The 25,556-nt window shown below is 59.1% G+C and carries 18 protein-coding genes and 1 pseudogene; 6 read left to right on the plus strand and 13 right to left on the minus strand.

The annotated features are described in order from the left end of the window. The first annotated feature begins 32 nt into the window (after positions 1-32). From IB252_RS26515 to IB252_RS26535, 5 genes are read left to right on the plus strand one after another with little or no spacing between them, the layout of a single operon-like run. Positions 33-1,745, plus strand: a complete 1,713-nt coding sequence (locus IB252_RS26515; protein WP_111451197.1) for a DUF2138 domain-containing protein — start codon at positions 33-35, stop codon at positions 1,743-1,745. After that, the gene (locus IB252_RS26520) at positions 1,730-2,380 is read left to right on the plus strand and encodes a DUF1175 family protein (protein ID WP_192410796.1); all 651 of its coding nucleotides are present in this window, start codon (positions 1,730-1,732) and stop codon (positions 2,378-2,380) included. The genes IB252_RS26515 and IB252_RS26520 overlap by 16 nt, the downstream gene beginning before the upstream one ends. Further along, entirely contained in the window at positions 2,377-6,942 is a 4,566-nt protein-coding gene (locus IB252_RS26525) for an alpha-2-macroglobulin family protein (RefSeq protein ID WP_192410903.1), read from the plus strand. The genes IB252_RS26520 and IB252_RS26525 overlap by 4 nt, the downstream gene beginning before the upstream one ends. A gap of 1 nt (position 6,943) precedes the next feature. Further along, the gene (locus IB252_RS26530) at positions 6,944-8,563 is read left to right on the plus strand and encodes a DUF2300 domain-containing protein (RefSeq protein ID WP_192410797.1); all 1,620 of its coding nucleotides are present in this window, start codon (positions 6,944-6,946) and stop codon (positions 8,561-8,563) included. A 3-nt stretch (positions 8,564-8,566) separates the two neighbouring features. After that, the gene (locus IB252_RS26535; protein WP_192410798.1) at positions 8,567-9,382 is read left to right on the plus strand and encodes a YfaP family protein; all 816 of its coding nucleotides are present in this window, start codon (positions 8,567-8,569) and stop codon (positions 9,380-9,382) included. A gap of 245 nt (positions 9,383-9,627) precedes the next feature. Here the strand turns inward: IB252_RS26535 and IB252_RS26540 are convergent, their stop codons facing one another. The 13 genes and pseudogenes from IB252_RS26540 to IB252_RS26600 all read right to left on the minus strand — a co-directional run bounded on the left by IB252_RS26540 (position 9,628) and on the right by IB252_RS26600 (position 23,074). Continuing rightward, a complete protein-coding gene (locus IB252_RS26540) occupies positions 9,628-10,713 on the minus strand; it encodes a macro domain-containing protein (RefSeq protein WP_111451192.1) in 1,086 nt (361 codons plus the stop codon). Further along, positions 10,710-11,090: pseudogene (locus IB252_RS26545) on the minus strand (DUF4433 domain-containing protein); the annotation flags it as partial. The pseudogene IB252_RS26545 and the gene IB252_RS26540, both read right to left, overlap by 4 nt. After that, complete coding sequence (locus tag IB252_RS26550) at positions 11,065-11,634, minus strand: DarT ssDNA thymidine ADP-ribosyltransferase family protein (RefSeq protein WP_192410799.1); 570 nt, start codon at positions 11,632-11,634, stop codon at positions 11,065-11,067. The gene IB252_RS26550 and the pseudogene IB252_RS26545, both read right to left, overlap by 26 nt. A 166-nt stretch (positions 11,635-11,800) precedes the next feature. Beyond that, on the minus strand, positions 11,801-12,721 hold the full coding sequence (locus IB252_RS26555; protein ID WP_192410800.1) for a restriction endonuclease: 921 nt from the start codon (positions 12,719-12,721) through the stop codon (positions 11,801-11,803). 767 nt (positions 12,722-13,488) lie between these two features. Continuing rightward, positions 13,489-14,241 (minus strand): helix-turn-helix transcriptional regulator, encoded by a 753-nt coding sequence (locus tag IB252_RS26560; RefSeq protein WP_192410801.1) that lies wholly within the window; start codon positions 14,239-14,241, stop codon positions 13,489-13,491. 223 nt (positions 14,242-14,464) lie between these two features. Then, on the minus strand, positions 14,465-14,992 hold the full coding sequence (gene ppa / locus IB252_RS26565) for an inorganic diphosphatase (protein WP_008153565.1): 528 nt from the start codon (positions 14,990-14,992) through the stop codon (positions 14,465-14,467). A 273-nt stretch (positions 14,993-15,265) separates the two neighbouring features. Then, on the minus strand, positions 15,266-16,078 hold the full coding sequence (locus IB252_RS26570; protein ID WP_192410802.1) for a zinc-dependent peptidase: 813 nt from the start codon (positions 16,076-16,078) through the stop codon (positions 15,266-15,268). A gap of 6 nt (positions 16,079-16,084) precedes the next feature. Beyond that, positions 16,085-16,741 carry a DedA family protein gene (locus IB252_RS26575; RefSeq protein ID WP_192410803.1) on the minus strand — a complete coding sequence of 219 codons (657 nt, stop codon included), beginning with the start codon at positions 16,739-16,741 and terminating at the stop codon, positions 16,085-16,087. Positions 16,742-16,961: 220 nt separating this feature from the next. Further along, positions 16,962-17,423, minus strand: a complete 462-nt coding sequence (locus IB252_RS26580; RefSeq protein ID WP_008153569.1) for a GNAT family N-acetyltransferase — start codon at positions 17,421-17,423, stop codon at positions 16,962-16,964. A gap of 112 nt (positions 17,424-17,535) precedes the next feature. Beyond that, on the minus strand, positions 17,536-18,360 hold the full coding sequence (gene eutC, locus IB252_RS26585) for an ethanolamine ammonia-lyase subunit EutC (RefSeq protein ID WP_192410804.1): 825 nt from the start codon (positions 18,358-18,360) through the stop codon (positions 17,536-17,538). Between the two features lie 8 nt (positions 18,361-18,368). After that, positions 18,369-19,763 (minus strand): ethanolamine ammonia-lyase subunit EutB, encoded by a 1,395-nt coding sequence (locus tag IB252_RS26590; RefSeq protein ID WP_111451187.1) that lies wholly within the window; start codon positions 19,761-19,763, stop codon positions 18,369-18,371. 202 nt (positions 19,764-19,965) lie between these two features. Beyond that, positions 19,966-21,336, minus strand: coding sequence for an ethanolamine permease (eat, locus tag IB252_RS26595; protein WP_192410805.1), 1,371 nt, complete (start codon positions 21,334-21,336; stop codon positions 19,966-19,968). Between the two features lie 217 nt (positions 21,337-21,553). Further along, positions 21,554-23,074: an aldehyde dehydrogenase family protein gene (locus IB252_RS26600; protein ID WP_033054129.1), complete on the minus strand. Its 1,521-nt coding sequence runs from the start codon at positions 23,072-23,074 to the stop codon at positions 21,554-21,556. Between the two features lie 423 nt (positions 23,075-23,497). On the opposite strand from IB252_RS26600, the gene IB252_RS26605 reads away from it, so the two are divergent. Next, positions 23,498-25,417: a sigma-54-dependent Fis family transcriptional regulator gene (locus IB252_RS26605; protein ID WP_192410806.1), complete on the plus strand. Its 1,920-nt coding sequence runs from the start codon at positions 23,498-23,500 to the stop codon at positions 25,415-25,417. The last annotated feature ends 139 nt before the right edge of the window (positions 25,418-25,556 follow it).

Here is a 25,556-nt window from a genome sequence, read left to right on the forward strand (position 1 = left end):
CCGCTCCACGGATGACATCGGGTTTTGTGAACATGAGCGATAACACTGTTTCTCCGGCCGCCGAAACGCCTGCAGCCAAAACTCCTCGCCGCTGGCCGGCTCTGGTAGTAGGGCTGGTCCTGGTGGCCGGCGTCGCGGCCGGGTTGGGCTGGTTCATGCACAAACCCAAGGCGCCCCCGGCGCAGTTGGCCAGCGACAAACTGGGCATGAGCCGCCCGGACGGTCTGCTCGAAACCCACTCCTTGAGCCAGTTGCCCAAGGATTTGCTGGCGGTGCCGTTCCTCAAGGAAACCCTGACCGAAGATTTCGTCTTCTATTACGAAGCGCACGCCGATCGCCTCGGCTTGATCGGCAGTCTGCGGCGGATCATTTACGAACATGACCTGAAGTTGCAGGACAGCCTGATCGAGCAGCTCTTCGATCAACCGGCAGACGTGGCGTTGTGGCGTGGGGCGGATGGTCGGCTGAAAGACTTTTTGTTGGTGATGGATCGCGGTGGTCTGGCCAAGGTGCTGGAGCCGCTGGCGAAAGTAGCGCTGGATGATTCGCAGCTGACCCAACTGGCTGAAATCAAGGTTGCCGGCGATGTGGTGCCGCTTTATCAACTCACCTACAACCACAGCAAAGCGCTGCTGTTCGCCTCTCATGGCGACAAACTGGTGGTGCTGTCCAATCCGGCCAAGTTGTATGAGGCCGGCCACGGTCCGGTCGAAGAACCCGGCATGGTGTCGACTGAATCCCTGGAAGCATTGCTCGGCGGCCAGAAACTGTTCCCCGAAGCTTTCGGCCTGCCACCACGCGCGCCTGAAGTGAAACAACGCCTGTCGGTCAATTCCAGCGTCCTGGCCATGGGTTACCAGCGTTTCATCCCGAACTTCGCCGGGCTGCGTTTCGACATGGACGACAAGGGCTGGCACAGCTTCCTGGCCATGGATGAACTGGAGGACCAGCCGGACTTCGATTTCAAGCCGATCTGGCAAGCCATGCCGATGGGCGCCAGCGCCTGTGTCGCCTTGCCGCTCGCCGCCGAACAACAAAAACCGCTGCTGGTGAAACTCGGTGCCGAAGAGTCGGTGGCTCAGGCCCTGACCGAACACATGGCCGGTGCCGCTGGCCTGTGCTGGTACGCTGATTCGCGGTTGTACACGCCGCTGCTGGTGGCCAGTTTGAACGATGACGACAGCGCCAAACTGGACGGCGATCTGGGCAATCTGTTCGGCTCGATGGTCGGCGCCTACGAAGGCAACGTCGAAGAGCACGCGTTCCCGGTGATCGAGAAACAGCAAGGCCCAACCCACCAATGGCAGCGTCAGGTCAGCTCCAGTTTCGGTCCTTACAAGGCCAAGGATGCCGAGAACCCGGACGCGATCACCGGCAAGGCGTTCATGAAAGTCAGCCTGGCGCGCCACGGTTCGACGCTGCTGTTTTCCCTCGACGACAAGCTCGTGGACAAAGCCCTCGGCACCCTCGACAAACGCTTCCCGCCGATGGCCGACGTGGTACCGAAAGACCTGCTGATGCCGGTCTACTTCGGCCCGGATTCGATGGCGCAACTGATGCAACAGGAAACCCTCGACAGCCTGCCGCAGGACATGGAACCGGTGTTTTACAACGCCGCGCAAACCTACCTGATCCCGAAACTGCGCAAGCTCGGCGGCTACGGCAAATACGCCCTGACCTTGCCCAAAGGCAGCGAGCCCGACGGCCACTGGCAGTGGCTGCCGCTGGAATGGAAAGCGCTGTGACAGCACTTATCCGAGGCCTCGGCTTGCTGGCGATGTTGCTGGGCAGTCGCGCATTTGCCGGTGAAGCCACACCGCTGGATCCGCAGCAATCCCAGGTCTTCCGTGCCTGGTTCGTGCGCATCGCCCAGGAACAACTGACCCAAGGCCCGAGCCCGCGCTGGTATCAGCAGGACTGCGCCGGCCTGGTCCGTTTCGCGGCCAACGAAGCGCTGAAAGTCCATGACGACAAATGGCTGCGCAGCAATGGCCTGTCCAACCGTTATCTGCCGCCAGAGCTGCAACTGAGCGAGGCCCAGCGCGGCCTCGCCCAGCAATGGCAGCAGGGCGACGGCAAGGTCGGCCCGTACGTCAACGCGATCAAACTGATTCAGTTCAACAGCCATTTGATCGGCCGCGATCTGGCGCAAGCCCGGCCCGGCGACCTGATGTTTTTCGATCAGGGCGACGACCAGCACCTGATGATCTGGATGGGCCGCTACATCGCCTATCACACCGGCACCACCACCCCGACTGACAACGGCATGCGCTCCGCAAGCCTGCAGCAACTCATGACATGGAAGGACACCCGATGGATACCCGACGCAGCCAACCCCAACTTCATCGGCGTCTATCGACTGAACTTTCTCTCCCAATGATCGGTGCCCGCATGCTGCGTTTCCTGTCCCTGCTGTTGGTCTTGGTGCTGCCGTTTTCGGCGGTCAACGCCGAAGACACCGTCGAGCCGAGCGGCTACACGCCGGTGGCCGGTGAAAGCTTTTTCCTGCTGGCCGACAGCAGTTTTGCCAGCGACGAACAGGCGATGGTTCGCCTCGAAGCGCCGGGTCGCGATTATCGCCGGTTCCGCATGGAGCCTTACGGTGGCGCCGACATTCGCGTGTACCGCATCGACAAGCCGCTGGATTTCCTCAAGCGTCAGAAGAACCTGCACCGCGTGGTCAGCGACGGTCAGTTCAAGGGTGAAGGCCTGTCGAACACCCTCGCGTACCTGTGGGACAACTGGTACCGCAAATCCCGTCGGGTGATGCAGCGCGCGTTCTCCTACGAATCGCGCAAGCAAGTCACCGAGGAAGTGCCGGAGCTGAAGATGGGCGCCGCCATGGCCGCGCCCACGCCCTACGATGCTCAGCCGCAATTCGCGCTGATTCCGGGCCTGCCGGTGGTCAGCCAATTCCGCTATCCGCTGTGGCAAGCCAAACCGATCCAGCCGCCTGAAGGCGTGAACCTGGCCGGTTCTTCCAGCGAGTTCGTCAGCGTTGCACCGGGCAACGTGTACATCCCGTTGGGCAATCTGAAACCGGGCCTGTACCTGGTGGAAGCGCTGATCGGCAAGTACCGTGCGACCACCATGGTCTTCGTCTCCAACACCGTGGCTGTGAGCAAGATTGCCGGTGATGAATTGCTGGTGTGGGCCGCGCGCAAACACCAAGGCAGTTCGGTGCCGAAGGTGAATGTGCTGTGGACCGATGGCCTCGGCGTGATGAGCAGTGGCGCTACCGATGCCGATGGTTTGCTGCGTCTGAAACACGTCAGCCCGGAGCGTTCCTTCGTGATTGGCGAGGACGAAGAGGGCGGGGTGTTTGTCTCCGAAAACTTCTATTACGACAGCGAAATCTACGACACCAAACTCTATGCCTTCACCGACCGGCCGCTGTATCGGCCGGGGGATTGGGTGTCGCTGAAGATTGTCGGTCGCGAGTTCAAGAACGCCCGCGACTCTGTACTGCCGACTGCTGCCGATGTCAACGTGACCGTGCTCGATGCCACCGGCACGGCGCTGCAATCGCTGGCGCTGAAACTCGATTCCAAGGCGGGCACTCAAGGCCGTTTCCAGTTGCCGGATAACGCGGTAGCGGGCGGTTACGAACTGCGTTTCAGCTACAAGGATCAGGCCTACAGCAGCGCCTTCCGTGTCGCCGAATACATCAAGCCGCACTTCGAGATTTCCCTGAACCTGGCCAAGCAGGATTACCGCACCGGCGAACCCGTGAAGGGCAGCCTCGTGCTGCTGTACCCGGACGGTAAACCGGTGGCCAACGCCAAGTTGAGCCTGAGCCTGCGCGCCCAACAACTGTCGATGGTCGACAACGAACTGCAATACCTCGGGCAATTCCCGGTTGAGCTGACCAGCACCGAACTGACCACCGACGCCAAGGGCAACGCGACGCTGGATCTGCCGGCGGCCGAGAAGCCGAGTCGCTACATGCTCACCGTGTTCGCCAGCGATGGCGCGGCGTATCGGGTCAAGACCACCAAGGAAATCCTCATCGACCGCGGCGCGGCGAGTTTCAGCCTGCGTGCGCCCCAGCGTTTTAGCGCGGTGGGCGACAAGGTTGCGTTCAGCTACTTGAACGAAGGCGGCAGCGAGCAAAGCAAAGCGGTCACGCCGAGCAGCTACAGCTGGGTGCGCCTGGAAGACCAGAGCACCGGTGAAGGCAAACTTGCCGCGAAAGACAAAGGCTTCACCCTGGCCTTCGACCGTCCGGGTACTTACAACCTGACGTTGAAGGATGACCATGGCCGCGTGGTGGGCGCCACCGGTCATTCGGTCACGGGCGACGGCGTCAAAGCCGTGCCGGGCACCGTGGAAATTGTCCTCGATAAACCCGAGTACAAGGCTGGCGACGAAGCCCTGGCATTGATCACGTTCCCTGAGCCGATCAGCGATGCACTGCTGTCGCTGGAGCGTGACAAGGTCGAGGCCACAGCGCTGCTGTCCAAGGGCGGCGACTGGCTGAAGATGGAAAAACTCAGCGAGACCCAATACCGCGCGCGGATCCCGGTGAAGGACAACTTTGCGCCGAACCTGACGTTCTCCGTGCTTTACACCAAGGGCGGTCAGTACAGCTTCCAGAACGCCGGCATCAAGGTGATCGCGCCGCAGATTGACGTGGCCATCGTCACCGATAAAGAGGCGTATCAGCCGGGCGATACCGTGTCGGTGGACTTGACCACGCAGTTCGCTGGCAAGCCTGTTCCAGCGCACCTGACGGTCAGCGTGGTGGACGAAATGGTCTACGCGTTGCAACCGGAAGTCGCGCCGACCATCGACCAGTTTTTCTACCACCCGCGCCGCAACAACGTGCGCACCAGCGCCAGCCTGTCGTTCATCAGCTACGACGTGGCATTGCCGGGCAGCCCTGGCGCGCCGGGTAAAGCCAATCGTAGCGAGCGCGGCGTGAAAGTGCTGGAGCGGCCGCGTCGTGAAGACGTCGACACTGCCGCGTGGCAGCCGGAATTGATCACTGACGCCAACGGCAAAACCCGTTTCACCTTCAAGATGCCGGACTCGCTGACCCGCTGGCGCATCACCGCCCGGGCCATCGCCGATGACGGTCAGGTCGGGCAGAAAAAGCAATTCGTACGCTCGGAAAAACCGCTGTACCTGAAGTGGAGCGGCCCGACCAAATTCCGCAATGGCGACAAACCGGATCTCGGCGTGTTCGCGTTCAGTCAGGCCGAGAAACCGGTCAAGGCTGAGCTGGTGAGTCATTTCGCTGGCGCCGAACAACGCGTCCCCGTGACGCTGAACAACGGCATCAACTACATCGCGCTGCCGGCGTTCGCGTTGGCCAGTGGCGAGTGGACGGCTGAGCTGGTGCAGGATGGCAAAACGGCCGATGCCTTGGCTGTGCGGCTGACCGCGACCGGCGAAGGTTGGCAGGTGACTCAGAACCAAAGCCTGGACGCGGCCAGCGGTGAGACGCCGCTGATCTTGCCAGCAGACGCGACGGATATTCGCCTGCGTCTGGATGACAGCCCGCAAGCGCTGTTCCGCTCGGCACTCGACGATCTGTTGAGTTATCCGTACGGCGGCGTCGAACAAACGGCCAGTCGTTTGCTGCCGCTGAGCATCGCGTATCCGACCTTGTCGTCGGATCCGCAAATCCGCGATCGCTTGCGCCTGATCATGCAGAACAGCCGTCTGCGCCTGGTGCAAATGGCCGGGCCTTCGGCGAGCTTCACCTGGTGGGGCATGGACGGTGAGCCGGATGCGTTCCTCACCGCTTACGCTTACTACGCCGACTGGCACGCTAGCAAAGCCTTGGAATTGAGCCTGCCGCCGGAGCATTGGCAGCGGGTGCTGGAGGTCTATTCGAAACAGGCCAAGAACACGCCGCTGTTGCAGCGCGCGCTGATTCTATCGTTCGCCAAACAGATGCAATTGCCGGTGAACACCTTGCTCAGCGGTTTGATGGATGACCTGTCGAAAGCGGGCGAAGGCAATGCGGCGAACTTGATGGACGATGGCGAAGACAGCATCGTCATGAGCGATCCGGATTCGGCGCTCGGTCTGGCAGCTGCTCGTGCGCTGACGGCTTCGTTGGCTAAGCAATCGAAGGTGACTCTACCGGACGCCTTCAGTCGTCAATTGCCAGACGCGCAACAACGATTGGCGGTCAGTTCGCAGCCGTTTGCCGAAGCGTTGAACCTGTCGCTGCAAGCCTTCGATCAGGCTCACGCGCAAGCGTTGTTACAACGTTTGCTGCCACAACAATCAACTCTGGAACGCGCATTGGCACTGACCTGGTTGCAACGCAGCATCGAGCAGGCTTCGCCCACCATCGCACTGGCACCGGGTGAAGGCTGGAAGAAAAAGTACGGTGATACCGGGGAGATTTATTGGACGTGGCAGGGTGCTGCGCCGGTGCCCGCAGTGCTGTCGCTGACCGGTGCGCAAGAGCGTCCGCTGCGAGCGGCGTTGAGCTTCCAGACCCAACAACCGCTGGTTGATCCGATGGCCGTGACCATCACCCGTCGCCTGTCGCGTCTGGTGCCGGGCGACGAAGCCTTCACCTTCAAACTGGAAGCGGTGGGTGCCAAGCCGTTGTCCAGCGACAGCCTGTATCTGGACGAAGTGATCATCACCAGCAAAGCCGCGAAACCGCTGCGCTACGGCTTGCTCGAAGTGCCGTTGCCACCGGGCGCCGATGTCGAGCGCACCACGTGGGGCATCAAACTCATGGGCAAGACTGGCACCGAACCGTCCGCGTTGGAGAAGGCGCGTTTCGAGCCGGGGCAGATGGCCTATGCCATTCCGGTCGATGCCTTGAGTGGTGAATTGCGTCTGCGTCATTTGGTGCGCTTCTCGCAGAAGGGCCAGTTCAACCTGCCGCCGGTGCGTTTCACTCAGGTCTACGCGCCACAGCATCAGGCCCAGGAACAGAAACCGGCCCTCGGTCAGGTCACGGTCAACTGACATGACCCGACCTCTGGTCTGGTGGCTGCTGTGCTTGATCCCTGCGCTGGCAACCGCGCAGGAGCCGCCGCTGCGGCTGGCCTTTAAGGGGGAGTTGCTGTCCTTGAGCCAGACTCAGGTGATCGCGCGCGAGCCGTTGCCTGCTGATCTGCAGACGCCGTTGGGCAGTTTGTGGAAGTTGTTTGTGTACGGCTGGCTGGTGGATACCAATGCCCATGAGCCGGCTTACGAATGTCGCGGTCAGGCGAAAGAGGAAGTTTACTGCTGCACGGCGGGCGGCAAGATTGAGCGCGATCAGGCCTTGGTGAAGTCGTGCGGTTTGTATTTTGAGCCTGCGCGGTTGGGTATTTCTGATGCTGGTTGGCGGGAGTATTGGCAGGCACGTAAGGCGCCGGAGTGGTTGCTGAACTTGCCTTCGTTGCAGCCTGCTACGCGAGTATCGGTGGCTGAATTGCTTAAGGTGCTGGCCGGGATGCCCGCGCAGGATCAAGCGCGGCGGGTGTTGCTGGATGTGGTGTTGAATGCGGCTGACGGCAATGTCGTGGGCGAACTCGGTGGCCGGCTGCGGGTGAAAACCTGGAGCTGGCTGGGGGAACAGGACCCTTCGTCGCGTCAGGGCGGTTTTGCCGGGTGGACGGCGGATGGCACGCCGGTTTGGGCGGGTGGGCGTGGGACCAGTCAAATGGTCTTGCGTCACTACGGTGGGGCGTTGGCTTCGGTGTTGCCGGTGGATTGGCCTTCGGATGCTGGGCGGTGTGTCGAGGTGGGGCTGTTTTCACGCTATCCCATCGGGCGCGTTCTGACGGGGGATCGTGTGGTTGAGTCCGGCCCCTTGCTGGGCGATTACCGCGTCGAATTCACCAATGGCAACCAACTCGATATCCACAGCGACGGCGAACTGTTTTTGCTGAAAGACCAACTGATCGCCCGTCTGGATCGCGAAGAATACGTCGCCCGCGTCCTCCAGCGCGAAGCCAGACCCGAACCCGCCGAAGCCGCAAAAGCTTTGGCCATCGCCATCCGCACGTACCTGCTGCAAAACGCCACCCGCCACGGCGACTGCCTGAGCATCGACGACAGCAGCAGCCGGCAACGCGTCGCCCCACGTCCAGCCACCACCGAATCACGCGACATCGCCGCCTGGACCAGCGACCTGGTCCTCGCCGGCAGCACCGTCACCTACCACTCCGACCAGCCCGGCCCGGACAAACTCTCCTGGCAGCAAGCCGTCGAACAAGCCAACGCCGGCCAACGCTACGACGCCATCCTGCTCCACGCCTATCCCCGCGCCAGCCTCAGCCGCTGGGACAATCCAGTCGCTTCCTGCGAAGCACTCCCCAGCGCGCAAGACTGGCTGCAGAGCCAACGCCGCGGCTGGCGTCCGCGATTGGAAAACGAGGTTGGCTACAACGAAGTCAGCACCTTCGCCGTCTGCCGCCTGGCCTTCGGCCGCCCCTATGTCGACCGCGAACGTCAGCGCATTTATGCGCGCGGCGTGTTGTCGCTGCAAGACCGCCTCGACCTGACCCACGAATACCTGCACCTGGCCTTCGAAGCACACCCCAACGGCCAGGATGAAACCTACATCGAAGGGCTCGCCCGCCACCTCTTGCTGGAATAGGCCATGAAACTCCGTTATCCACAGGTCCTCCTGTTCCTCTGCTCCTTTTGCGTATGGCCGACGGCATTCGCCATCGAAAGCACCGCCAAACTCGACACCCCCGTTGGCGGCTGGCGCACTGGCGCGTCTGAAGGCGAAGGCGAAAACTTTCGCCAGATCGTCAACTACCCGGCCTCCTCGGTGAACACCCCGGTGGGGCAGGCCAATACTGCGCGCATCACCGGGCAAATCAACGCGACGCCCAAGTCCGGTGAGCCGGGCCGGTTGATCGTCAACGGCGTCAGCATGCCGCTGAAGATCGATCCTGCCGGCCGCTTTGATCGCCCGTTCTCATTCCCCAATGGCAGCAACAGCGTCGAAGTCCGCAGCCCCGATGGCCAGCAACGGCATCGCACGCAATTCCTCAACGCCAGCGGCGGGGCCACTCCGGCGAAATTGCGGGTGCTACTGGCTTGGGACAGTGACGGTACGGACCTCGACCTGCATTTGATTACGCCGGATGGGGCGCATATCTGGTACGGCGATCGAGTTGCGCCCAATGGCGCGGCGCTGGATGTTGACGTGACGACGGGTTACGGCCCGGAAATCTTTGCTATGCCGGCACCGATCAAAGGCCAATACCTCGTCTATGTGAACTACTTCGGGGGCGGGTATCGCAGTGATGATGAGGGGCAAGAGGAGGCGGTTCAGCCGCTGACGACGGCGCAGGTGACGGTGATTACGGAGGAGGGGACGCCGAGCGAGAAGATGGAGACGTTCCTGGTGCCGATGCGGGCGGTGGGGGAGTTGACGTTGGTTAAGGGGTTTAGTTATCCGTGAGGGGTGATTGTGCAAGTAGCTCTTGCACAATTGAATTGGGCAGCAGCTTGCAGCCCAATTGCTTGAAAGCGATCAGACAGAATTAGTCAGCAGGCTGCTGACCAATTTCGGAGTGTTCAGGCGTCGTCTAATTTGGCAGCTGAACAGTCGAGATGATCCAGACAGACCTTTGCTCGCTGAGGTGCTACAAGCCGTTCCCTAACTGTCCAACGGTTGTTGGACAATCATCGACGGTAGTGAGGTTATCAGGCAGCCATTTCAGGCCTAAAACTACTGGATGTCAGGCGTTTGAGAGCGATATCAAGCGCCGAATCTTCGAACAGTCTGCTCTTGCGAGCGGCAGCACCAGCTCCGCCATCCCAATGCTTCAACGCTTCACGCACAGCAGGAACGGTCGGAGATACCCCCTCCTGACTCAGTAGCCAATCGACCGTCGCCAGCAATTCCATGCCGAAGGGCGACTCAAAGCCGTCGATTAACTCAGCAGTGCGCTCCAAGGCTTCGGAATACTCCTTGGCCTCTGTTTTTAGATAGGTTTGCAAAAAGGCTTTGCGCTCTTGGTCAAACCAGATCACATCGCTGATACCCGCATCACTGATGCGCTTGTCACAATGCAAATAGCTGCCATCCAGGTTATTGAGCAGATGCTCCAGCCGATTGGCATATGGCCCATATTTATGAGCAACAAACTTAAGATTCAGTGGGTTTTCAGTGTCTGGTAGCTTCTCAATGGCACGCTCCAGGAACCAGGCCAGTTTCTGAATCTCAAGCAGGCTGCATTCCATACCCAAGACCCAATATCGTCGAACCAGTTCGGCAATGAGTGCGCGAGCAGGCGTGAGCTTTTCCACGCCGCTACGCTTGGCGACATTCAGATACTGGTTGGAAGGTTCGAATACCAACACATCGACATCCAGATCACTCAGGACATCAACAATCTGTTCGCGAACTTCTGGCCATTTCAAACCACCGTTGCCTGCACCTAGCGGTGGAACTGCCACGGACTTCACGTCGTTTTCAATCAGGAAGCGACGCAGGTCGTGCAAGCCTTCGGTTATCCATGCCATCTGCGACGGCGATCGCCAGTGACGTTTGGTAGGGAAGTTTACGATCCAGCGAGGACCGTCGAGCTCGTTGACTGCCGTTACATGAACCTTGCCTGTCACAACCTCATTAGCCTTGCAGGCCGCCGAATACAGACGGTAATTCTCCGCGAAGCGTTCTTTGAACATCAGCGCGATACCTTTGCCCATCACGCCCACGGTGTTCACCGTATTGACGAGGGCTTCGGTTTTGGCTTCCAGAAGGTTGCCTTGGGTAAATCTGATCATTGGAAATACCATCCCGGACGCGCATGAACGGACAATGTCAGGCCTCTAGCGGCGACGTCTTGCTCTATGCGTTCTTTCATTGCATCGGTGTAGCACATGATGCCAAGGAGTCCTGTAATCGGTAGGTGATGGTGAATCAGTGCTTCGGCCTGATAACGCTCCATTTTTCGAGGGTCATCAGGGTCACGTTTGAAGTCGCGTCGTTGAAGGATAGACCAATCGATCTCGCCGAGATTCGCCAGATCGCTGTAATAGTCTGTCCAATCCGGGTAAGCATGTGCGTTTGTGAAGACAAACGGTAGGCCAAGCTGTTCAACGCGGTACAGGCTGGAGACCAGAATCACGATCTCGTCATTGCTGCGGCGCGCCGGTGAGTACATTAACACCGGCCGCTCGCATTTTAGCCACGCAGAGTGCTTCGACCTCCTCGTTAGGAGTGAAGATTTTGAAGAAGGCGTTTGGTTTCACAACGCCAGGCGCCAAGCATTCCGCCATGCAGATGCTTTTGCAGTGCGCGTCATGATACTCCCGACTGTTCATGACCTCCCACTCGATGGCTTCGAAACCCTCGTCGTAATCGAGTAACTGGATTGAATCGTTTGCCAGAGGGTGGCGAGGAATGACTTTCCAACCGTTTTGTTTCGCAATAGTCCTGTAAACGGAGATCAGGACGAATTTCACATCAGGGTTGTTACGTTGCACACTTCCGTCAAATGGATTTGCAGCGAACCAGTGAAAGGGCACATAGCTGTCAAGCTCAAGGGCTTTACGCTTTTTCAGAATCTCACCGTCAGCTACATCTTTAAAGTCGGTGAGTTCAGCGCGAAGCTTCAGGCCTCCCTGAAAAATGCCATCCAGGTTTTCAACCGAAGTGAGGTGGTATAGAAGTTTTTGTTCCTTGATATTTCTGACGTCTGGCATCGTGGTCTCCTTGACCTGCACAACTATCTAAACCCGCTTTAGCCCTATCTTTTCTGCGCGTTAACCGCGACCTTCCAAGTCGGGCTCACTTCGTGATTCTAGTGTGCCATCACTTTAAGCTACAAGCGTTGCAGGGGAAGTGGCCGGTTTGCCCAAAACCGATCTCTCACTCCTCATCAAAATAATCACGATCCAACGCCGGCAGCCGCAACAATCGCGACGTAACCCCCACCTCATGATCCATCATCAGATGCACCAGTCGCGTGCCATCAACCAACACAATCCCATCCACCGATTTAGCAAAGTCGACAGCGTGTGCCGTGAAACCAGAGGTTGTGATGAACACCCCGCGCTTAGCCTTTTGCCCGGCGAGTGCCCCGTAGAATGCCTGCAGCTCAGGACGCCCCACTGTGTTCTGCCAACGCTTGGCTTGGACATAAACCTTCTCGAGCCCCAGCTTATCGAGCGAAATGATTCCATCAATACCGGCATCCGCAGACCCACCGACACGCTGCAGGTCATTGCGGCTAGCACCGTATCCCAGGCGATGAAGCACATCCAGTACGATCACTTCGAAGCGGTTGGGGCTGACCTGTAACAAGTTATCCAATAGATCGGCCGCTGTGGCATCACGCAATTCCTGGAGGGCTTGTTCAAGCCGATCATCCGGGCTGGCGGTCGCGGAGGTGGCGTCAGGTTCAACAGGTGTTTCGTCATCAAGCGGTGCCGCGTCCGGTGCAACCTTCAGCTTCACATTCATATAGCCAATGGCTAAATGTTCCACTTCATCTGCTGGCATGGGGGCTGGATGTACCTTGGCATAGGCCATACCGGCATCAGTCAATTTCCAATACCCGCGTTTGGCACTGCTGGAAAGGCCGGCACGCTTCAGCCGATCGTGTGCCCAGCCCGCTCTGTTTTTATAGGTCGTCTGCCCACTGGTGATCAGTTCTTCACGCTGCTCTAAAGTCAGTTGCAACATTTTTGCTGCAGCTTCATAGGCATCCCGAGCGGGTGCCCCATCGGGTTTTGTGGCGAGAAACCGCAGGATGGGCTCGATGAACTGATCGTAAGTTGGAACGGACATGGACGCTTCCCTGTGATGGCTACGGTTTTGTGCTGATTGGCGGGCGAGTATAAGTTAACGTCCATTCAGGTATCCCGCGCGAGGGAGGCGTTGGCGCTGATAAAACGTAAGCCACTGTGTATAGAAAGGCTTTCGTCCTACAGAACATCCCTGCGCAATAAATTCCGCCGTCTGGCATAGAAAGCTTTACCCAAGCGCTATCATCCCCCCCTCACTTTTTAGCGCCTGCTCAGCGGGCGCGTGAGCTGTGGAGCAACACACGGTAGTCACCGGCGAACTCAAGAGCAAAATCGACTGAGCGAATTTAACAGGTCTTGCCGATTAGGCAGCGCAGGTACCATCAGGTACTAAATGGAAATGTGCTTCAGCTGGATTCATGCATGAGAACAACCTGCTTCAGTCTGATTTGCCAACGGCTGACGAGCTGGATCAGCGCGGGATGTCGATCTAGCTCGCTAATCGTTGAGGCTCACTTTTTCGCAGGCATTAAAAAGCCGGCTTGTGGCCGGCTTCTCGGGGACTGGCTTGGATCATTTTTGGTAAACCGCGCCAGCCTTCAAAACGTACACCCGGATCTTGCGTCCGGCTGTGGGACTTGGCGAGAAAGTCATCTGCCTTGTCGGTGCGATCTGACGCCGCGAGGCGGGTCGATGCGCAAATGTGGGGCGCAGCATACTGATTTTTTGGGGGAATTCCCAGCGTGGTGTGCGACCTAGAGCTATTCCCTGACTGGTAGCAGCTTCGCCAGCTGCTACACAGTCATGGGTTTACAGAAAAGGTATGGGTGGCCTGCGTTTATTCAGGGTCGACCACCAGAACACCCATCCCAGCACCCTTATTTGTTGTTCTTCGATTTGCGGGGGTCTGAAGACTTCATCCGGGTAATCGGAGCTGTTGTGGCTGCGCATGCGTATCGCGTTGCCTGGTACCCGGCTCAGGTATTTGATGCGCAACATGCCGTCGTGCTCGATTGCGTAAATCTCTCCGTCGACAATTTGCGTGAGCCCGCGGTCGATGGCCACTATGGAGCCATCTTCAATTCTTTCGGCCATGCTGTTGCCGACCATGCGGGCGCAGATGGCATCGGTGTGGTTGATTTCCAGGGAATCGAGATCGCTGCGCGGGAAGCGGATCGATTCGCTGGGGTCTTTGATGACATGGGTTTTGTCGGAGCCGGGGGCGGTGGCCGCTTCTTTGTAAAAGGGTAGTTCGATGTCGACTGGGTCGATGACCCGATAGGTGCCCCGGATTGACTGTGCGTCGAAGGTATTGCCTGATGCGTCGATCAGGTGCAATGCCCTGGCGTCTTGCGGTCCTTCGCCGGTTTTCAGCCATTCAGTGTTCACGGACAGTCTTCTGGCGACATCTTCCATGCGGTAGTCGGGAACGCCGCGGGTATACCAGTTATGGACAGTTTGAGGGTCGGGAATACCCAGGAATTCGGCAAATCTCGTTGTCGTGATTTGTAGCTCTCTCAGGAGCATTCTGAATCGTGGGCCGCAGGTTTTGTTCTTTTTCATAAACACGAGTCTAGCCGTGCGGCATAAGGCTTTGATTCAACAAAACGTTCAAATATGGCGTGAAATTTAAGTCCTGATGTAAGACGTCTTTTGTAAAAATTAAACAAGAAAAAACCGGTTTGCCCGCCCGTTAAATGTGCTGTTGAACATGATTTTCAAACGCCCACAAAAAACCCCGGATCAACCGGGGTTCTTCGTTATAGCCGTTCGTGAGAGACGGCTATCAGCCTTTATAGGCAGCAACCGACTTCATGATCTCGGTGCGAGCGGCTTCTGAGTCGCCCCAACCTTCGATCTTCACCCATTTGCCTTTTTCGAGGTCTTTGTAGTTCGCGAAGAAGTGCTCGATCTGCTGAATCAGCAGCGGTGGCAGGTCGCTGCATTCTTTCACGTCGACGTACAGCTGGGACAGCTTGTCGTGTGGGACTGCGATGACTTTGGCATCGCCGCCGCCATCGTCGGTCATGTGCAGGATGCCGATTGGGCGAGCGCGGATAACCGAACCTGGAGCAACCGGGTAAGGGGTCACGACCAGCACGTCGAGGGGGTCACCGTCGTCAGCCAGGGTGTTCGGGATGAAGCCGTAGTTGGCCGGGTAGAACATCGGGGTGGCCATGAAACGGTCAACGAACAGGCAATCGCTGTCTTTGTCGATTTCGTATTTGATCGGCGCGTGGTTGGCCGGAATCTCGATCGCGACGTAGATGTCGTTCGGCAGGTCTTTGCCAGCCGGAATCTTGCTGTAGCTCATTGGGCGGTGCCCCCGTTAGTTGACCAAAAACACTTGGCCGGATTGACCAAAAAGTGGCGGCGATTATAGGCATATTCCGCCGCCGATGCTATGTACCAGAGGTCGTAGAGACCCGGGTGTCCTGTCTCACCGATACTGTCGCTTTTTGACGGCGTCCGTTGTGGTCATGCTGCGTTGCCACTCCTCGCCATAGCCAGCTATGACTCGTCGCGGCGCCTTGCCTGGCCACAACGGCCACTCGTCAAAAGAGCAACGTATCGGTGAGACAGGACACTAGTCGCGTGCCTGATAGACCGGGTCTTCGGCCAGAAGTTGCCGCAGCCGGGCCAGAGGGTCCTGACGATAAAACAGCTTCAGCTGCTTATAGACCTGAGGATACGCCTCGTGCAGCAAATCCGGGGCACTGAAGAAGTATTCGCTGGTGACCGCGAAGAACTCGGCGGGGTTTTCCGCCGCGTACGGGTCGATAGCGGTGTCAGCGTCGGGATTGCGCTCCAGTTGCCGATCTAGATCGTCGTAGGCCTCTTGCATGACCTTGGCCCAATCGCTGACCCGCATGTCGGTGTGCAGCGGCGGCAGGCCGTTGGCGGCGCCGTTGAGCATGTCGAGTTTATGCGCGAGTTCGTGGATCACCAAGTTGTAGCCTTCCCAGCCACCACTGGCCATCACGCCGGGCCAGGCGAGGATGATTGGGCCTTGCTGCCAGGCTTCACCGCTGTGTTCGCCGTCCCATTCGTGTTCGACGCCGCTGGCATCGCGATGGCGCTGGGGGCTGAGGAAGTCGTCAGGATAGAGGACGATTTCATGGAAGCCCTGATACCAGTTCAGATCGCCCAAGTGTAGCAGCGGCAGTTGCGCCTGAGCGGCGAGCAGCAGGCGTTGCTCCTGGTGGAGCTCGACGCCGGGCAGGGTGGTCAGGTGTTTGTCCTGGAGGAACAGCACGCTGGCTTCGCGCAGCCACTGGTCTTCGGCGACGCTGATGCCATCGAGAAAACTCAGGTGATGGCGCACCCGCTGCCACATGTCGTCGGCAACCGGATGCTTGGCCAGGATGCGCCGGCGACGCCAGGCGCTAAGGGACCACATGGTGAATCAGTGCGATTGAGTTTTGGATGCGGCGTTAGCAAGGCGACTGCGGATCATGCCGATGATCATCGGTAGCAGCGACACCAGGATGATGCCCACGACCAGCAGCGACAGGTTCTTTTTGATGAACGGTACGTTGCCGAAGAAGTAACCGAGGGTCACCAGACCGCCCACCCAGAGGATCGTGCCCAAAACACTGAAACCGAAGAAGCGCGGGTAAGGCATTTTGCCCACGCCGGCGACAAACGGTGCAAAGGTGCGAATGATCGGCATGAAGCGCGCCAACGTCACCGTTTTACCGCCGTGCTTGTCGTAGAAGTCGTGGGTTTGTTGCAGGTAGTCGCGGCGGAAGATTTTCGAGTTCGGGTTCCTGAATAAACGCTCGCCGGCCGTTCGTCCGATCAGGTAGTTGGTGCTGTCGCCAAGGATTGCCGCCAGCATCAGCAGGCCACCCAGCAGCACCGGGTCCATGCCGCCGCCGGCGGCTACTGCGCCAGCGATGAACAGCAGGGAATCGCCCGGCAGGAACGGCATCACCACCAGACCGGTTTCGCAGAAGATCACCAGGAATAAAATGGCGTAAATCCATGTCCCGTAGTTGTTTACCAGCAAATCGAGGTACACATCGAGATGCAGGATAATGTCGAGCGGGTTGAAATCCATGGAGAGCACCTGTGGTGACGGCCCGACTCTGCAGGCCTGTGCGGATGACTTCGCGAAAGCCTACAGACGGGTGTAGTTTTTCTTACGAGCCGGAAAGGTCGGCATTATACGATTTGAGAAGTGAAAAGCGCGTTGAGTTTGTAGCGGGGAATTTCGGAGCGCAGCGATAAGACGATCGCAGCCACAGGGCCTTACCCATAAGGGCTGCGATCTTTTCGGCTTACAGCTCGTCGCTGATCGGCAACACGTAGTTCTTGAACTCGGTGTCTTCCTTGAATCCGATGGATTCGTAGGTTTTGCGCGCGACTTCGTTATTGCTGCTGGTGGAAACGCGCATGCGTACAGCGTTGGTTTCCTTGGCCATTTTTTTCGCGGTGCGGATGAGGTTGTCGGCCACCAACTGGCGGCGAGCCTCTTCGGCGACGTAGATGTCGTTGAGGATCCACACGCGCTTCAGCGAAAGGGACGAAAAGCTCGGATACAACTGACAGAAACCCATCAGTTTGTTGCTGTCGTCATCGGCCAGGGCCAGGTAGATCACCGACTCCTTGCGACGCAGGCGCTTTTCAAGGAACGCCCGGGACGAGTCCGGATAAGCCAGGGAGCCATAAAACTCGCGATATTTGACGAATAACGGCGTCAACAGGTCCAGGTGTTCGAGGGTCGCTTGAATAATCCGCATGGTAGGTCTCGTCTTCAAGTGGCTGTCTTACGTGGTGACGGCGACGGGAAACCCTGGCGGCCGTGCATCGATCCTGCCTGAAACTGAATCAGAAACGCAATGCGGAAACGGTTCAGGCATCCGACGGGCTCAGTAGGAAATTACCTTTCTTGTCCGCTCCGGCGTCCGACTCCAGTGTCAGAACCTGGGCTTCGTCCTTCAGATTGACCCCTGACAACTGCCGCCGACAGGCCTCGCGCATCAAATACAGCAAACGGTGTGCCGCCATGCCGTAACTCAGGCCTTCGAGTCGGACGTTGGAGATGCAGTTGCGATAGGCATCCGTCAGCCCGACCTTTGGATTGTAGGTGAAATACAGCCCCAGGCTGTCCGGGGAACTGAGGCCAGGGCGTTCGCCGATCAGGATGACCACCATTTTCGCACCCAGCAGTTCGCCGATCTCGTCGGCTACGGCGACCCGACCCTGCTCCACCAGAATGACCGGTGAGACGGACCAGCCGTCATTCACAATCTGATCTTCCATCCGCGCCAGAAACGGCAGGGTATGGCGATGAACTGCCAGTGCCGACAACCCATCGGCAACGACAATGGCCAGATCGACCCCGCCGGGATTGGCCAATGCGTAATCGCGCAGTGTCTGAGCCGACTCATCACTGAGCTTTCGCCCCAGATCGGGGCGTTGTAAATAACTGTTCCGGTCGGTAGCGGCGCTGTGTAGCCGCAAACTGGCACGCCCGCGTTCAGCCAGTTGTGCGCTGAGCCCCGCAGAATCGAACGGCAAGTGCACCGCATCCCGTGCCTGAGCGTGGGCGTACTGGAAATCCAGCTGCGCACTGGTCGGCATGCTGGTGCCGGTTCGACCCAAGGCAATCCGTGCCGGTGTCAGGCGGCGCAGTTCCAGTAACGGGTTTTCTGGATCGGCAGGTGGTTTGTCCATTTCAACACTCATCCCAGTTGCCCCATTGCTTGGCGGAAGGCCGGCGGCAGGCTGTCGCCGAAGTGAATCTTGCCGTCTGCCTGGGTGAAAATGCCCATTCTCGCCAGCCATTGTTCGAATTCCGGCGCAGGTTTCAGGCCCAGCGTCTGGCGGGCGTAAAGCGCGTCGTGGAACGACGTGGTCTGGTAGTTGAGCATGATGTCGTCGGAGCCGGGAATGCCCATGATGAAGTTGATCCCGGCCACGCCCAACAGGGTCAGCAGGGTGTCCATGTCGTCCTGGTCGGCTTCGGCGTGGTTGGTGTAACAGATGTCGCAGCCCATAGGCACGCCCAGAAGCTTGCCGCAGAAGTGGTCTTCGAGACCGGCGCGGATGATCTGTTTACCGTTGTAGAGGTATTCCGGGCCGATGAATCCTACGACGGTGTTCACCAGGAACGGTTTGAAATGTCGCGCAACGGCGTAGGCGCGGGTTTCGCAGGTCTGTTGATCGATGCCGTGGTGGGCGTTGGCTGACAGGGCGCTGCCTTGGCCGGTTTCGAAATACATCAGGTTCTGCCCCAACGTGCCGCGATTCAGGCTCAAACCGGCGTCGTAACCTTCCTGCAGCACGTTCAGGTTGATCCCGAAACTGGCGTTGGCCGCCTCGGTGCCGGCGATCGACTGGAACACCAGATCCAGCGGAACACCGCGATTTATGGCCTCAATGGACGTGGTGACATGCGTCAGCACGCAGGCTTGTGTAGGAATTTCGTAGCGCTGGATGATCGCGTCGAGCATTTCCAGCATGGCGCAGATGGAGGCGATGCTATCGGTGGCCGGGTTGATGCCGATCATCGCGTCCCCGTTGCCGTACAGCAGGCCGTCGAGAATGCTCGCGGCGATACCGGCGGGTTCGTCGGTGGGGTGGTTGGGTTGCAGGCGAGTGGATAGCCGACCGCGCAGGCCCATCGTGCCGCGGAACCGGGTGACCACGCGGATTTTCTGCGCGACCAGCACCAGATCCTGCACGCGCATGATTTTCGACACAGCGGCAGCCATTTCCGGAGTCAGGCCTGGCGCGAGGGCGCGCAGGCTCTGTTCGTCGGCGGCATCGCTGAGCAGCCAGTCGCGAAAGCCGCCGACGGTGAGGTGGCTGACGGCGGCGAAGGCTTGTTTGTCGTGAGTGTCGATGATCAGTCGGGTGACTTCATCGGCCTCGTACGGAATGAGTACTTCTTGCAGGAAGTGGCTGAGCGGGATGTTGGCGAGGGCCATTTGCGCGGCCACCCGCTCGCCATCGTTGAGGGCGGCGACGCCGGCCAGAAAGTCCCCGGAACGCGCCGGACTGGCCTTGGCCATGACGTCCTTGAGGCTGTCGAAGCGATAGGTCTGGGCGCCGACGGAATGGGAAAATGCGGCCATGGGACGGGGTCCTCCTGATTCTATAAACAACTCAAATACACCGCCGAACCCCGGTGGGAGCGGACTTGCTCGCGAAGGCAGTCTGACATTCAACATGTGTGGTGAATGACACTCCGCCTTCGCGAGCAAGCCCGCTCCCACATGGAAACTGCGTGCACTTCAATAGGGCAGGCGCCGGGAATCAGCCCGGCGCCGGTGCAACTCAGACGCCTTCGAGCATCGCGTCCGCCGGCGCATCGAAGCGCTGCTTGGCGGTCAATTGGAAATACAGGTAACCGGCAGCCATAAACCCGAGGAACACACACCCGATCAGTGTGTTGAACCAGGCCATCGCCACCAGGCACACCACCGCCAGGAACAGCGCAATCCCCGGCACGATCGGATAGCCCGGCGCACGGAAGGTGCGTTCAAGGTTTGGCTCGGTTTTACGCAGTTTGAACAGGCTCAGCATACTGATGATGTACATCACGATGGCACCGAATACCGACATGGTGATCATTGCTGCCGTCAGGGTCATGCCTTGCAGATTGACCAGGCCGTCGCTGTAGATCGCCGCGATGCCGATCACGCCGCCGACCAGGATCGCCCGGTGCGGGGTCTGGAAGCGCGAGAGCTTGGCCAGGCCGCGTGGCAGGTAACCGGCCCGGGCCAGCGCAAAGAACTGCCGCGAGTAGCCAAGAATGATCCCGTGGAAACTCGCCACCAGACCGAACAGGCCGATCCACACCAGCATGTGCATCCAGCTCGAATTGTTGCCGACCACGGCTTTCATTGCCTGAGGCAACGGATCGTTGATGTTCGCCAGTTGACGCCAGTCGCCAACGCCGCCTGCCATCACCATCACGCCGATGGCCAGGAACACCAGGGTCAGAATGCCACTGACATACGCCCTGGGAATCGTACGTTTCGGGTCCTTGGCTTCTTCAGCCGCCATCGCCGCGCCTTCAATCGCAAGGAAAAACCAGATCGCGAAGGGGATCGCCGCAAAGATGCCGGGAATCGAGCCCATGGTGAACTCGTTGGCGCCCGACCAGCCGTTAAGCGCGAAATTACTGAAGCTGAAGCCCGGCGCAACGACGCCCATGAACACCAGCAATTCGGCGACCGCCAGCACGGTGACGACCAGTTCAAACGTCGCGGCGATGCTGACGCCGAGGATATTCAAGCCCATGAACACGAAATAGGCGCCAACGGCGGCGATCTTGGGGTCAAGTTCCGGGTATTGCACGTTGAGGTAGGCGCCGATGGCCATGGCTATCGCCGGGGGGGCAAAGACGAATTCGATCAGCGTGGCGATGCCGGCGATCAGTCCGCCTTTCTCACCGAAGGCCCGTCGGCTGTAGGCAAACGGCCCGCCCGCGTGGGGAATCGCGGTAGTCAATTCGGTGAAACTGAAGATGAAGCAGGTGTACATCGTCGCCACCATGAGTGCGGTGACGAGGAAACCCAGGGTCCCTGCGGTGCCCCAGCCGTAACTCCAGCCGAAGTACTCGCCGGAAATCACCAGGCCGACGGCAATGCCCCATAAATGCAGGGTGCCGAGTGTGGGTTTGAGCTGTGTAGTAGAAGTCATAAGTCCTCGCTGTCTTTTTTATTTTTTGATTTGTTGGACTTTCAGGTACGAAATTTTCGTGTAGAGCGGGCACGCAAAGCCCGTGCCAGAGCGGCAGGGCAATGTTTGGTGTGTCATTGAGGACGCCATCGCTGGCAAGCCATGCTCCTACAGGTACAACACAGTCCTGTAGGAGCCGAGCTTGCTCGCGATAGCCGTTACGCGGTATCGCGCCGGATTAGAAGAAGCCCAACGGATTGATGTCGTAGCTCACCAGCAGGTTTTTGGTCTGCTGATAGTGATCGAGCATCATCTTGTGGGTTTCACGACCGACGCCGGACTTCTTGTAACCGCCGAACGCAGCATGTGCCGGGTACAGGTGGTAGCAGTTGGTCCACACGCGACCGGCCTTGATGGCGCGGCCCATGCGATAGGCGCGGTTGATGTCGCGGGTCCAGAGGCCGGCACCCAGGCCGAACTCGGTGTCGTTGGCGATGGCCAGGGCTTCGGCTTCGTCCTTGAAGGTGGTGATGCTCACCACCGGGCCAAAGATTTCTTCCTGGAACACGCGCATTTTGTTGGTGCCCTTGAGCAGGGTCGGCTGGATGTAATACCCGGTCGCCAGGTTGCCCTCGAGTTTTTCCACCTTGCCGCCGGTCAGCAGCTCGGCGCCTTCGCCCTTGGCGATTTCCAGGTACGAAAGGATTTTGTCGAATTGCTGCTCGGACGCCTGGGCGCCGACCATGGTGTCGGTGTCCAGCGGGTCGCCACGTTTGATCGACAACACTTTCTTCATCACGACTTTCATGAAGTCGTCGTAGATCGACTCTTGCACCAAGGCGCGGGAAGGGCAGGTGCAGACTTCGCCCTGGTTGAAGAACGCCAGCACCAGGCCTTCGGCGGCTTTTTCGATGAAGGTTTCTTCGGCTTGCATGATGTCGGCGAAGAAGATGTTCGGCGACTTGCCACCCAGCTCCACGGTGGACGGAATGATGTTTTCGGCGGCGCATTTCATGATGTGCGAGCCGACCGGGGTCGAGCCGGTGAAGGCGATCTTGGCGATGCGTTTGCTGGTGGCCAGTGCTTCGCCGGCTTCTTTACCGAAGCCTTGCACCACGTTCAGCACGCCCGGTGGCAGCAGGTCGCCGATCAGCTCCATCAGCACGGTAATGCCCAGCGGCGTTTGCTCGGCAGGCTTGAGTACCACGCAGTTACCGGCGGCCAGGGCCGGGGCGAGTTTCCAGGCGGCCATCAGGATCGGGAAGTTCCACGGGATGATCTGCCCGACCACGCCCAGCGGTTCATGGATGTGATAGGCCACGGTGTTGCCGTCGATTTCGGCAGCGCTGCCTTCCTGGGCGCGGATGCAACCGGCGAAATAGCGGAAATGGTCCGCCGCCAGAGGGATGTCGGCGTTGAGGGTTTCACGCACGGCTTTGCCGTTGTCCCAAGATTCGGTGATTGCCAGAACTTCGAGGTTCTGTTCGATGCGGTCGGCGATTTTCAGCAGCACCAGCGAGCGAGCCTGGGCGGACGTGGCGCCCCAGGCATCAGCGGCCGCGTGGGCAGCGTCCAGGGCTTTTTCGATGTCTTCAGCCGTGGAACGCGGGAATTCGGCAATCGGTTGGCCATTCACTGGCGAGGTGTTGGTGAAGTACTGACCTTTGACAGGCGCGACGAACTCGCCGCCGATGTAGTTACCGTATTTGCTCTTGAACGAAACGATAGCGCCTTCAGTACCGGGGTGAGCGTAACGCATGGTGATTTCTCCTTGGCTTTTGTGCTTATAAGGGAGAGCGCATGTGCGCCTGCTATAAGCGTAGAGCAAAGGTCGGGCCACTGCGTTGCAGGTCAGGTAAATCAAGGCTTTACGCGGTTTTTGTCGGACCGGCGGACTCCGTCTGTGACGGTTTCGGTACGGCCCCCGTGACACTTTGTATCGCTTCTGGCGCAACGTGTGACGGGTCGGTCTCGCCAGCATTGCAATGCACGTCGCGCTGGAGGATGCTCGGAGCCCATATGACTCAGTCATAGCGAACTATGCACCTGCTGCATAACCTGTAGGAGCTGAGCTTGCTCGCGATGGCGTCCTGACATTCAATGTTGATGTTGGTTGTACAGACGCCATCGCGAGCAAGCTCAGCTCCTACAGGGGGTAAGCCGCTCGGGAGAACAATAAGAAATGCACGACAACCATTTGAGTCGCCATGCCCAGCAGGTCCTGACCGTCACTCAGGGCAAATCCCACCTGCACGGTCCCGGCAGCGACCCGTCGATTGCCCGTTCCTGGCTGCGCTGTCTTGAGGATTATCACCTCGACCCCGCCCTGACGATGGCACCGACAGTGCTGGAACATGGCCGCGTACTCGAAAGCCGCGAGCGCTTGCAGCAAGTGCTGCACATCGCCGGCAGCGAAATGACCAGCCTTCATCAGCAGCTCTCCGGCGCTGGCCACGCGGTTCTGCTGACCGACGCCCGCGGGGTGATCCTCAATTGCGTCACCGCGCCTGCCGAGCGGAAGATTTTCGAGCGCGCCGGCCTGTGGCTCGGCGCTGACTGGAGCGAAGCCTGCGAAGGCACCAACGGTATTGGCACCTGTCTGGTGGAGCGTCAGTCCCTGACCATCCATCAGGACGAGCACTTTCGCGGCCGTCACACCGGCCTGACCTGCTCGGCGAGCCCGGTGTTCGACCCTCACGGCGAATTGCTGGCGGTGCTCGACGTGTCCTCGGCGCGCCATGAGGTCTCTCGTCAAAGTCAGTTCCACACCATGGCCCTGGTCAATCTGTCGGCGAAGATGATCGAGAGCTGCTATTTCCTGCGCTACTTCGACAATCAATGGCTGCTGCGTTTTCACCTTCAGGCCGAATCCGTCGGACTGTTCAGCGAAGGGCTGCTGGCGTTCGACGGGGAAGGGCGGATCAGTGCGGTCAACCAGAGTGCGTTGAACCTGCTGGGGCATATTCGCGGTGGGTTGCTGGGCAAACCGGTGGAGGCGTTTTTCGATTGTTCGCTGGATGACTTGCTCGGCCGCGCAAGTGTCAACGCCAGCGCCAGTTGGCCATTGCGTACCCGAGACGGGCGGAGTCTGTTTGCGGTGTTGCGCGGGCAGCCACGCAGCATTCCGGTGCCGGTGCCGGTGGTGCAAAGTGCGGTGATCGCCGAACCTTCGCGCTTATCGGGCATTTGTTTGAGCGACACGGGGTTGCAAGAAGATTTCCGCAAATCCTTGCGCGTGTTCGAGCGGGACGTTCCGCTTCTGATCAACGGCGAAACCGGATCCGGCAAAGAAGCGTTTGCCAAAGCCGTCCATCAGGCCAGCCAGCGAGCAGAAAAAGCCTTCGTCGCCCTTAACTGCGCGGCGATCCCCGAAAGCCTGATCGAGAGCGAACTGTTTGGCTATCGCGGCGGCAGCTTTACCGGTGCGCGCAAGGAAGGTATGCGCGGCAAGTTGCAACAGGCCGATGGCGGGACTCTGTTCCTCGATGAAATCGGCGACATGCCCCTGGCGTTGCAGACCCGGCTATTAAGGGTGCTGGAAGATCGTCAGGTAGTGCCGATCGGCGGCGAGCCGGAGTCGGTCAACGTACGAATCATCAGCGCCACTCACCGTAATTTACTGGAGCGGGTGCAGGACGGCAGCTTCCGCGAGGATTTGTATTACCGGCTCAACGGGCTGGAAGTTGCGCTGCCGGCGCTGCGTGATCGCAGTGACAAGTCTCAGTTGCTCGACTTTTTGCTGGCCGAAGAGGCGGGCGGGGAAACCGTATTGATCGACGGTCCGGCACGCCAGGCGTTGCTGGCCTTCGCCTGGCCGGGGAATGTGCGGCAGTTGCGCAATGTGCTGCGCACGTTAGCGGCGTTGTGCGACGGTGGGCGGATCGGGCTGGAGGATTTGCCGGTGATGATTCGTCAGGCTCGACCGGTTCCGCTTGTTGCTGTTGAAGCGCCGTCGGACCATCCGCTGGATGACGCTGAGCGGTTGGCGTTGCTGAATGCGCTGGAACAGACGCGTTGGCACATGACTAATACAGCGGAACAGTTGGGCGTCAGCCGCAATACCCTCTACAGAAAACTGCGTAAGCACGGTATTGAGCGTTAGCCAGTTAGATCCACCCCTCACCCCAACCCTCTCCCCAAGGGGTAGAGGGGGCTGACCGAGGTGTCTGGTCGGAATACGGCGACCTGAAAATTCAGAGTCGAACTTAAGTTTTGAAAACGATATAGATCTGCTCCCTTTC

The organism is Pseudomonas sp. PDM10, assembly GCF_014852295.1.
In the GTDB taxonomy this organism is placed as follows: domain Bacteria; phylum Pseudomonadota; class Gammaproteobacteria; order Pseudomonadales; family Pseudomonadaceae; genus Aquipseudomonas.

What these genes read in the sequence shown, in the direction of transcription:
- IB252_RS26550 (WP_192410799.1), bottom strand. Translation starts at nt 11,634, where the DNA reads ATGCCAGACGTCAGAAATATCAAGGAACAAAAACTTCTATACCACCTC.
- IB252_RS26580 (WP_008153569.1), bottom strand. Translation starts at nt 17,423, where the DNA reads ATGCGGATTATTCAAGCGACCCTCGAACACCTGGACCTGTTGACGCCG.
- IB252_RS26525 (WP_192410903.1), top strand. Translation starts at nt 2,377, where the DNA reads ATGATCGGTGCCCGCATGCTGCGTTTCCTGTCCCTGCTGTTGGTCTTG.
- IB252_RS26605 (WP_192410806.1), top strand. Translation starts at nt 23,498, where the DNA reads ATGCACGACAACCATTTGAGTCGCCATGCCCAGCAGGTCCTGACCGTC.
- IB252_RS26520 (WP_192410796.1), top strand. Translation starts at nt 1,730, where the DNA reads ATGGAAAGCGCTGTGACAGCACTTATCCGAGGCCTCGGCTTGCTGGCG.
- IB252_RS26590 (WP_111451187.1), bottom strand. Translation starts at nt 19,763, where the DNA reads ATGGCCGCATTTTCCCATTCCGTCGGCGCCCAGACCTATCGCTTCGAC.
- IB252_RS26515 (WP_111451197.1), top strand. Translation starts at nt 33, where the DNA reads ATGAGCGATAACACTGTTTCTCCGGCCGCCGAAACGCCTGCAGCCAAA.
- IB252_RS26535 (WP_192410798.1), top strand. Translation starts at nt 8,567, where the DNA reads ATGAAACTCCGTTATCCACAGGTCCTCCTGTTCCTCTGCTCCTTTTGC.
- IB252_RS26600 (WP_033054129.1), bottom strand. Translation starts at nt 23,074, where the DNA reads ATGCGTTACGCTCACCCCGGTACTGAAGGCGCTATCGTTTCGTTCAAG.
- eat (WP_192410805.1), bottom strand. Translation starts at nt 21,336, where the DNA reads ATGACTTCTACTACACAGCTCAAACCCACACTCGGCACCCTGCATTTA.
- eutC (WP_192410804.1), bottom strand. Translation starts at nt 18,360, where the DNA reads ATGGACAAACCACCTGCCGATCCAGAAAACCCGTTACTGGAACTGCGC.
- IB252_RS26540 (WP_111451192.1), bottom strand. Translation starts at nt 10,713, where the DNA reads ATGATCAGATTTACCCAAGGCAACCTTCTGGAAGCCAAAACCGAAGCC.
- IB252_RS26575 (WP_192410803.1), bottom strand. Translation starts at nt 16,741, where the DNA reads ATGGATTTCAACCCGCTCGACATTATCCTGCATCTCGATGTGTACCTC.
- IB252_RS26560 (WP_192410801.1), bottom strand. Translation starts at nt 14,241, where the DNA reads ATGAAAAAGAACAAAACCTGCGGCCCACGATTCAGAATGCTCCTGAGA.
- IB252_RS26530 (WP_192410797.1), top strand. Translation starts at nt 6,944, where the DNA reads ATGACCCGACCTCTGGTCTGGTGGCTGCTGTGCTTGATCCCTGCGCTG.
- ppa (WP_008153565.1), bottom strand. Translation starts at nt 14,992, where the DNA reads ATGAGCTACAGCAAGATTCCGGCTGGCAAAGACCTGCCGAACGACATC.
- IB252_RS26570 (WP_192410802.1), bottom strand. Translation starts at nt 16,078, where the DNA reads ATGTGGTCCCTTAGCGCCTGGCGTCGCCGGCGCATCCTGGCCAAGCAT.
- IB252_RS26555 (WP_192410800.1), bottom strand. Translation starts at nt 12,721, where the DNA reads ATGTCCGTTCCAACTTACGATCAGTTCATCGAGCCCATCCTGCGGTTT.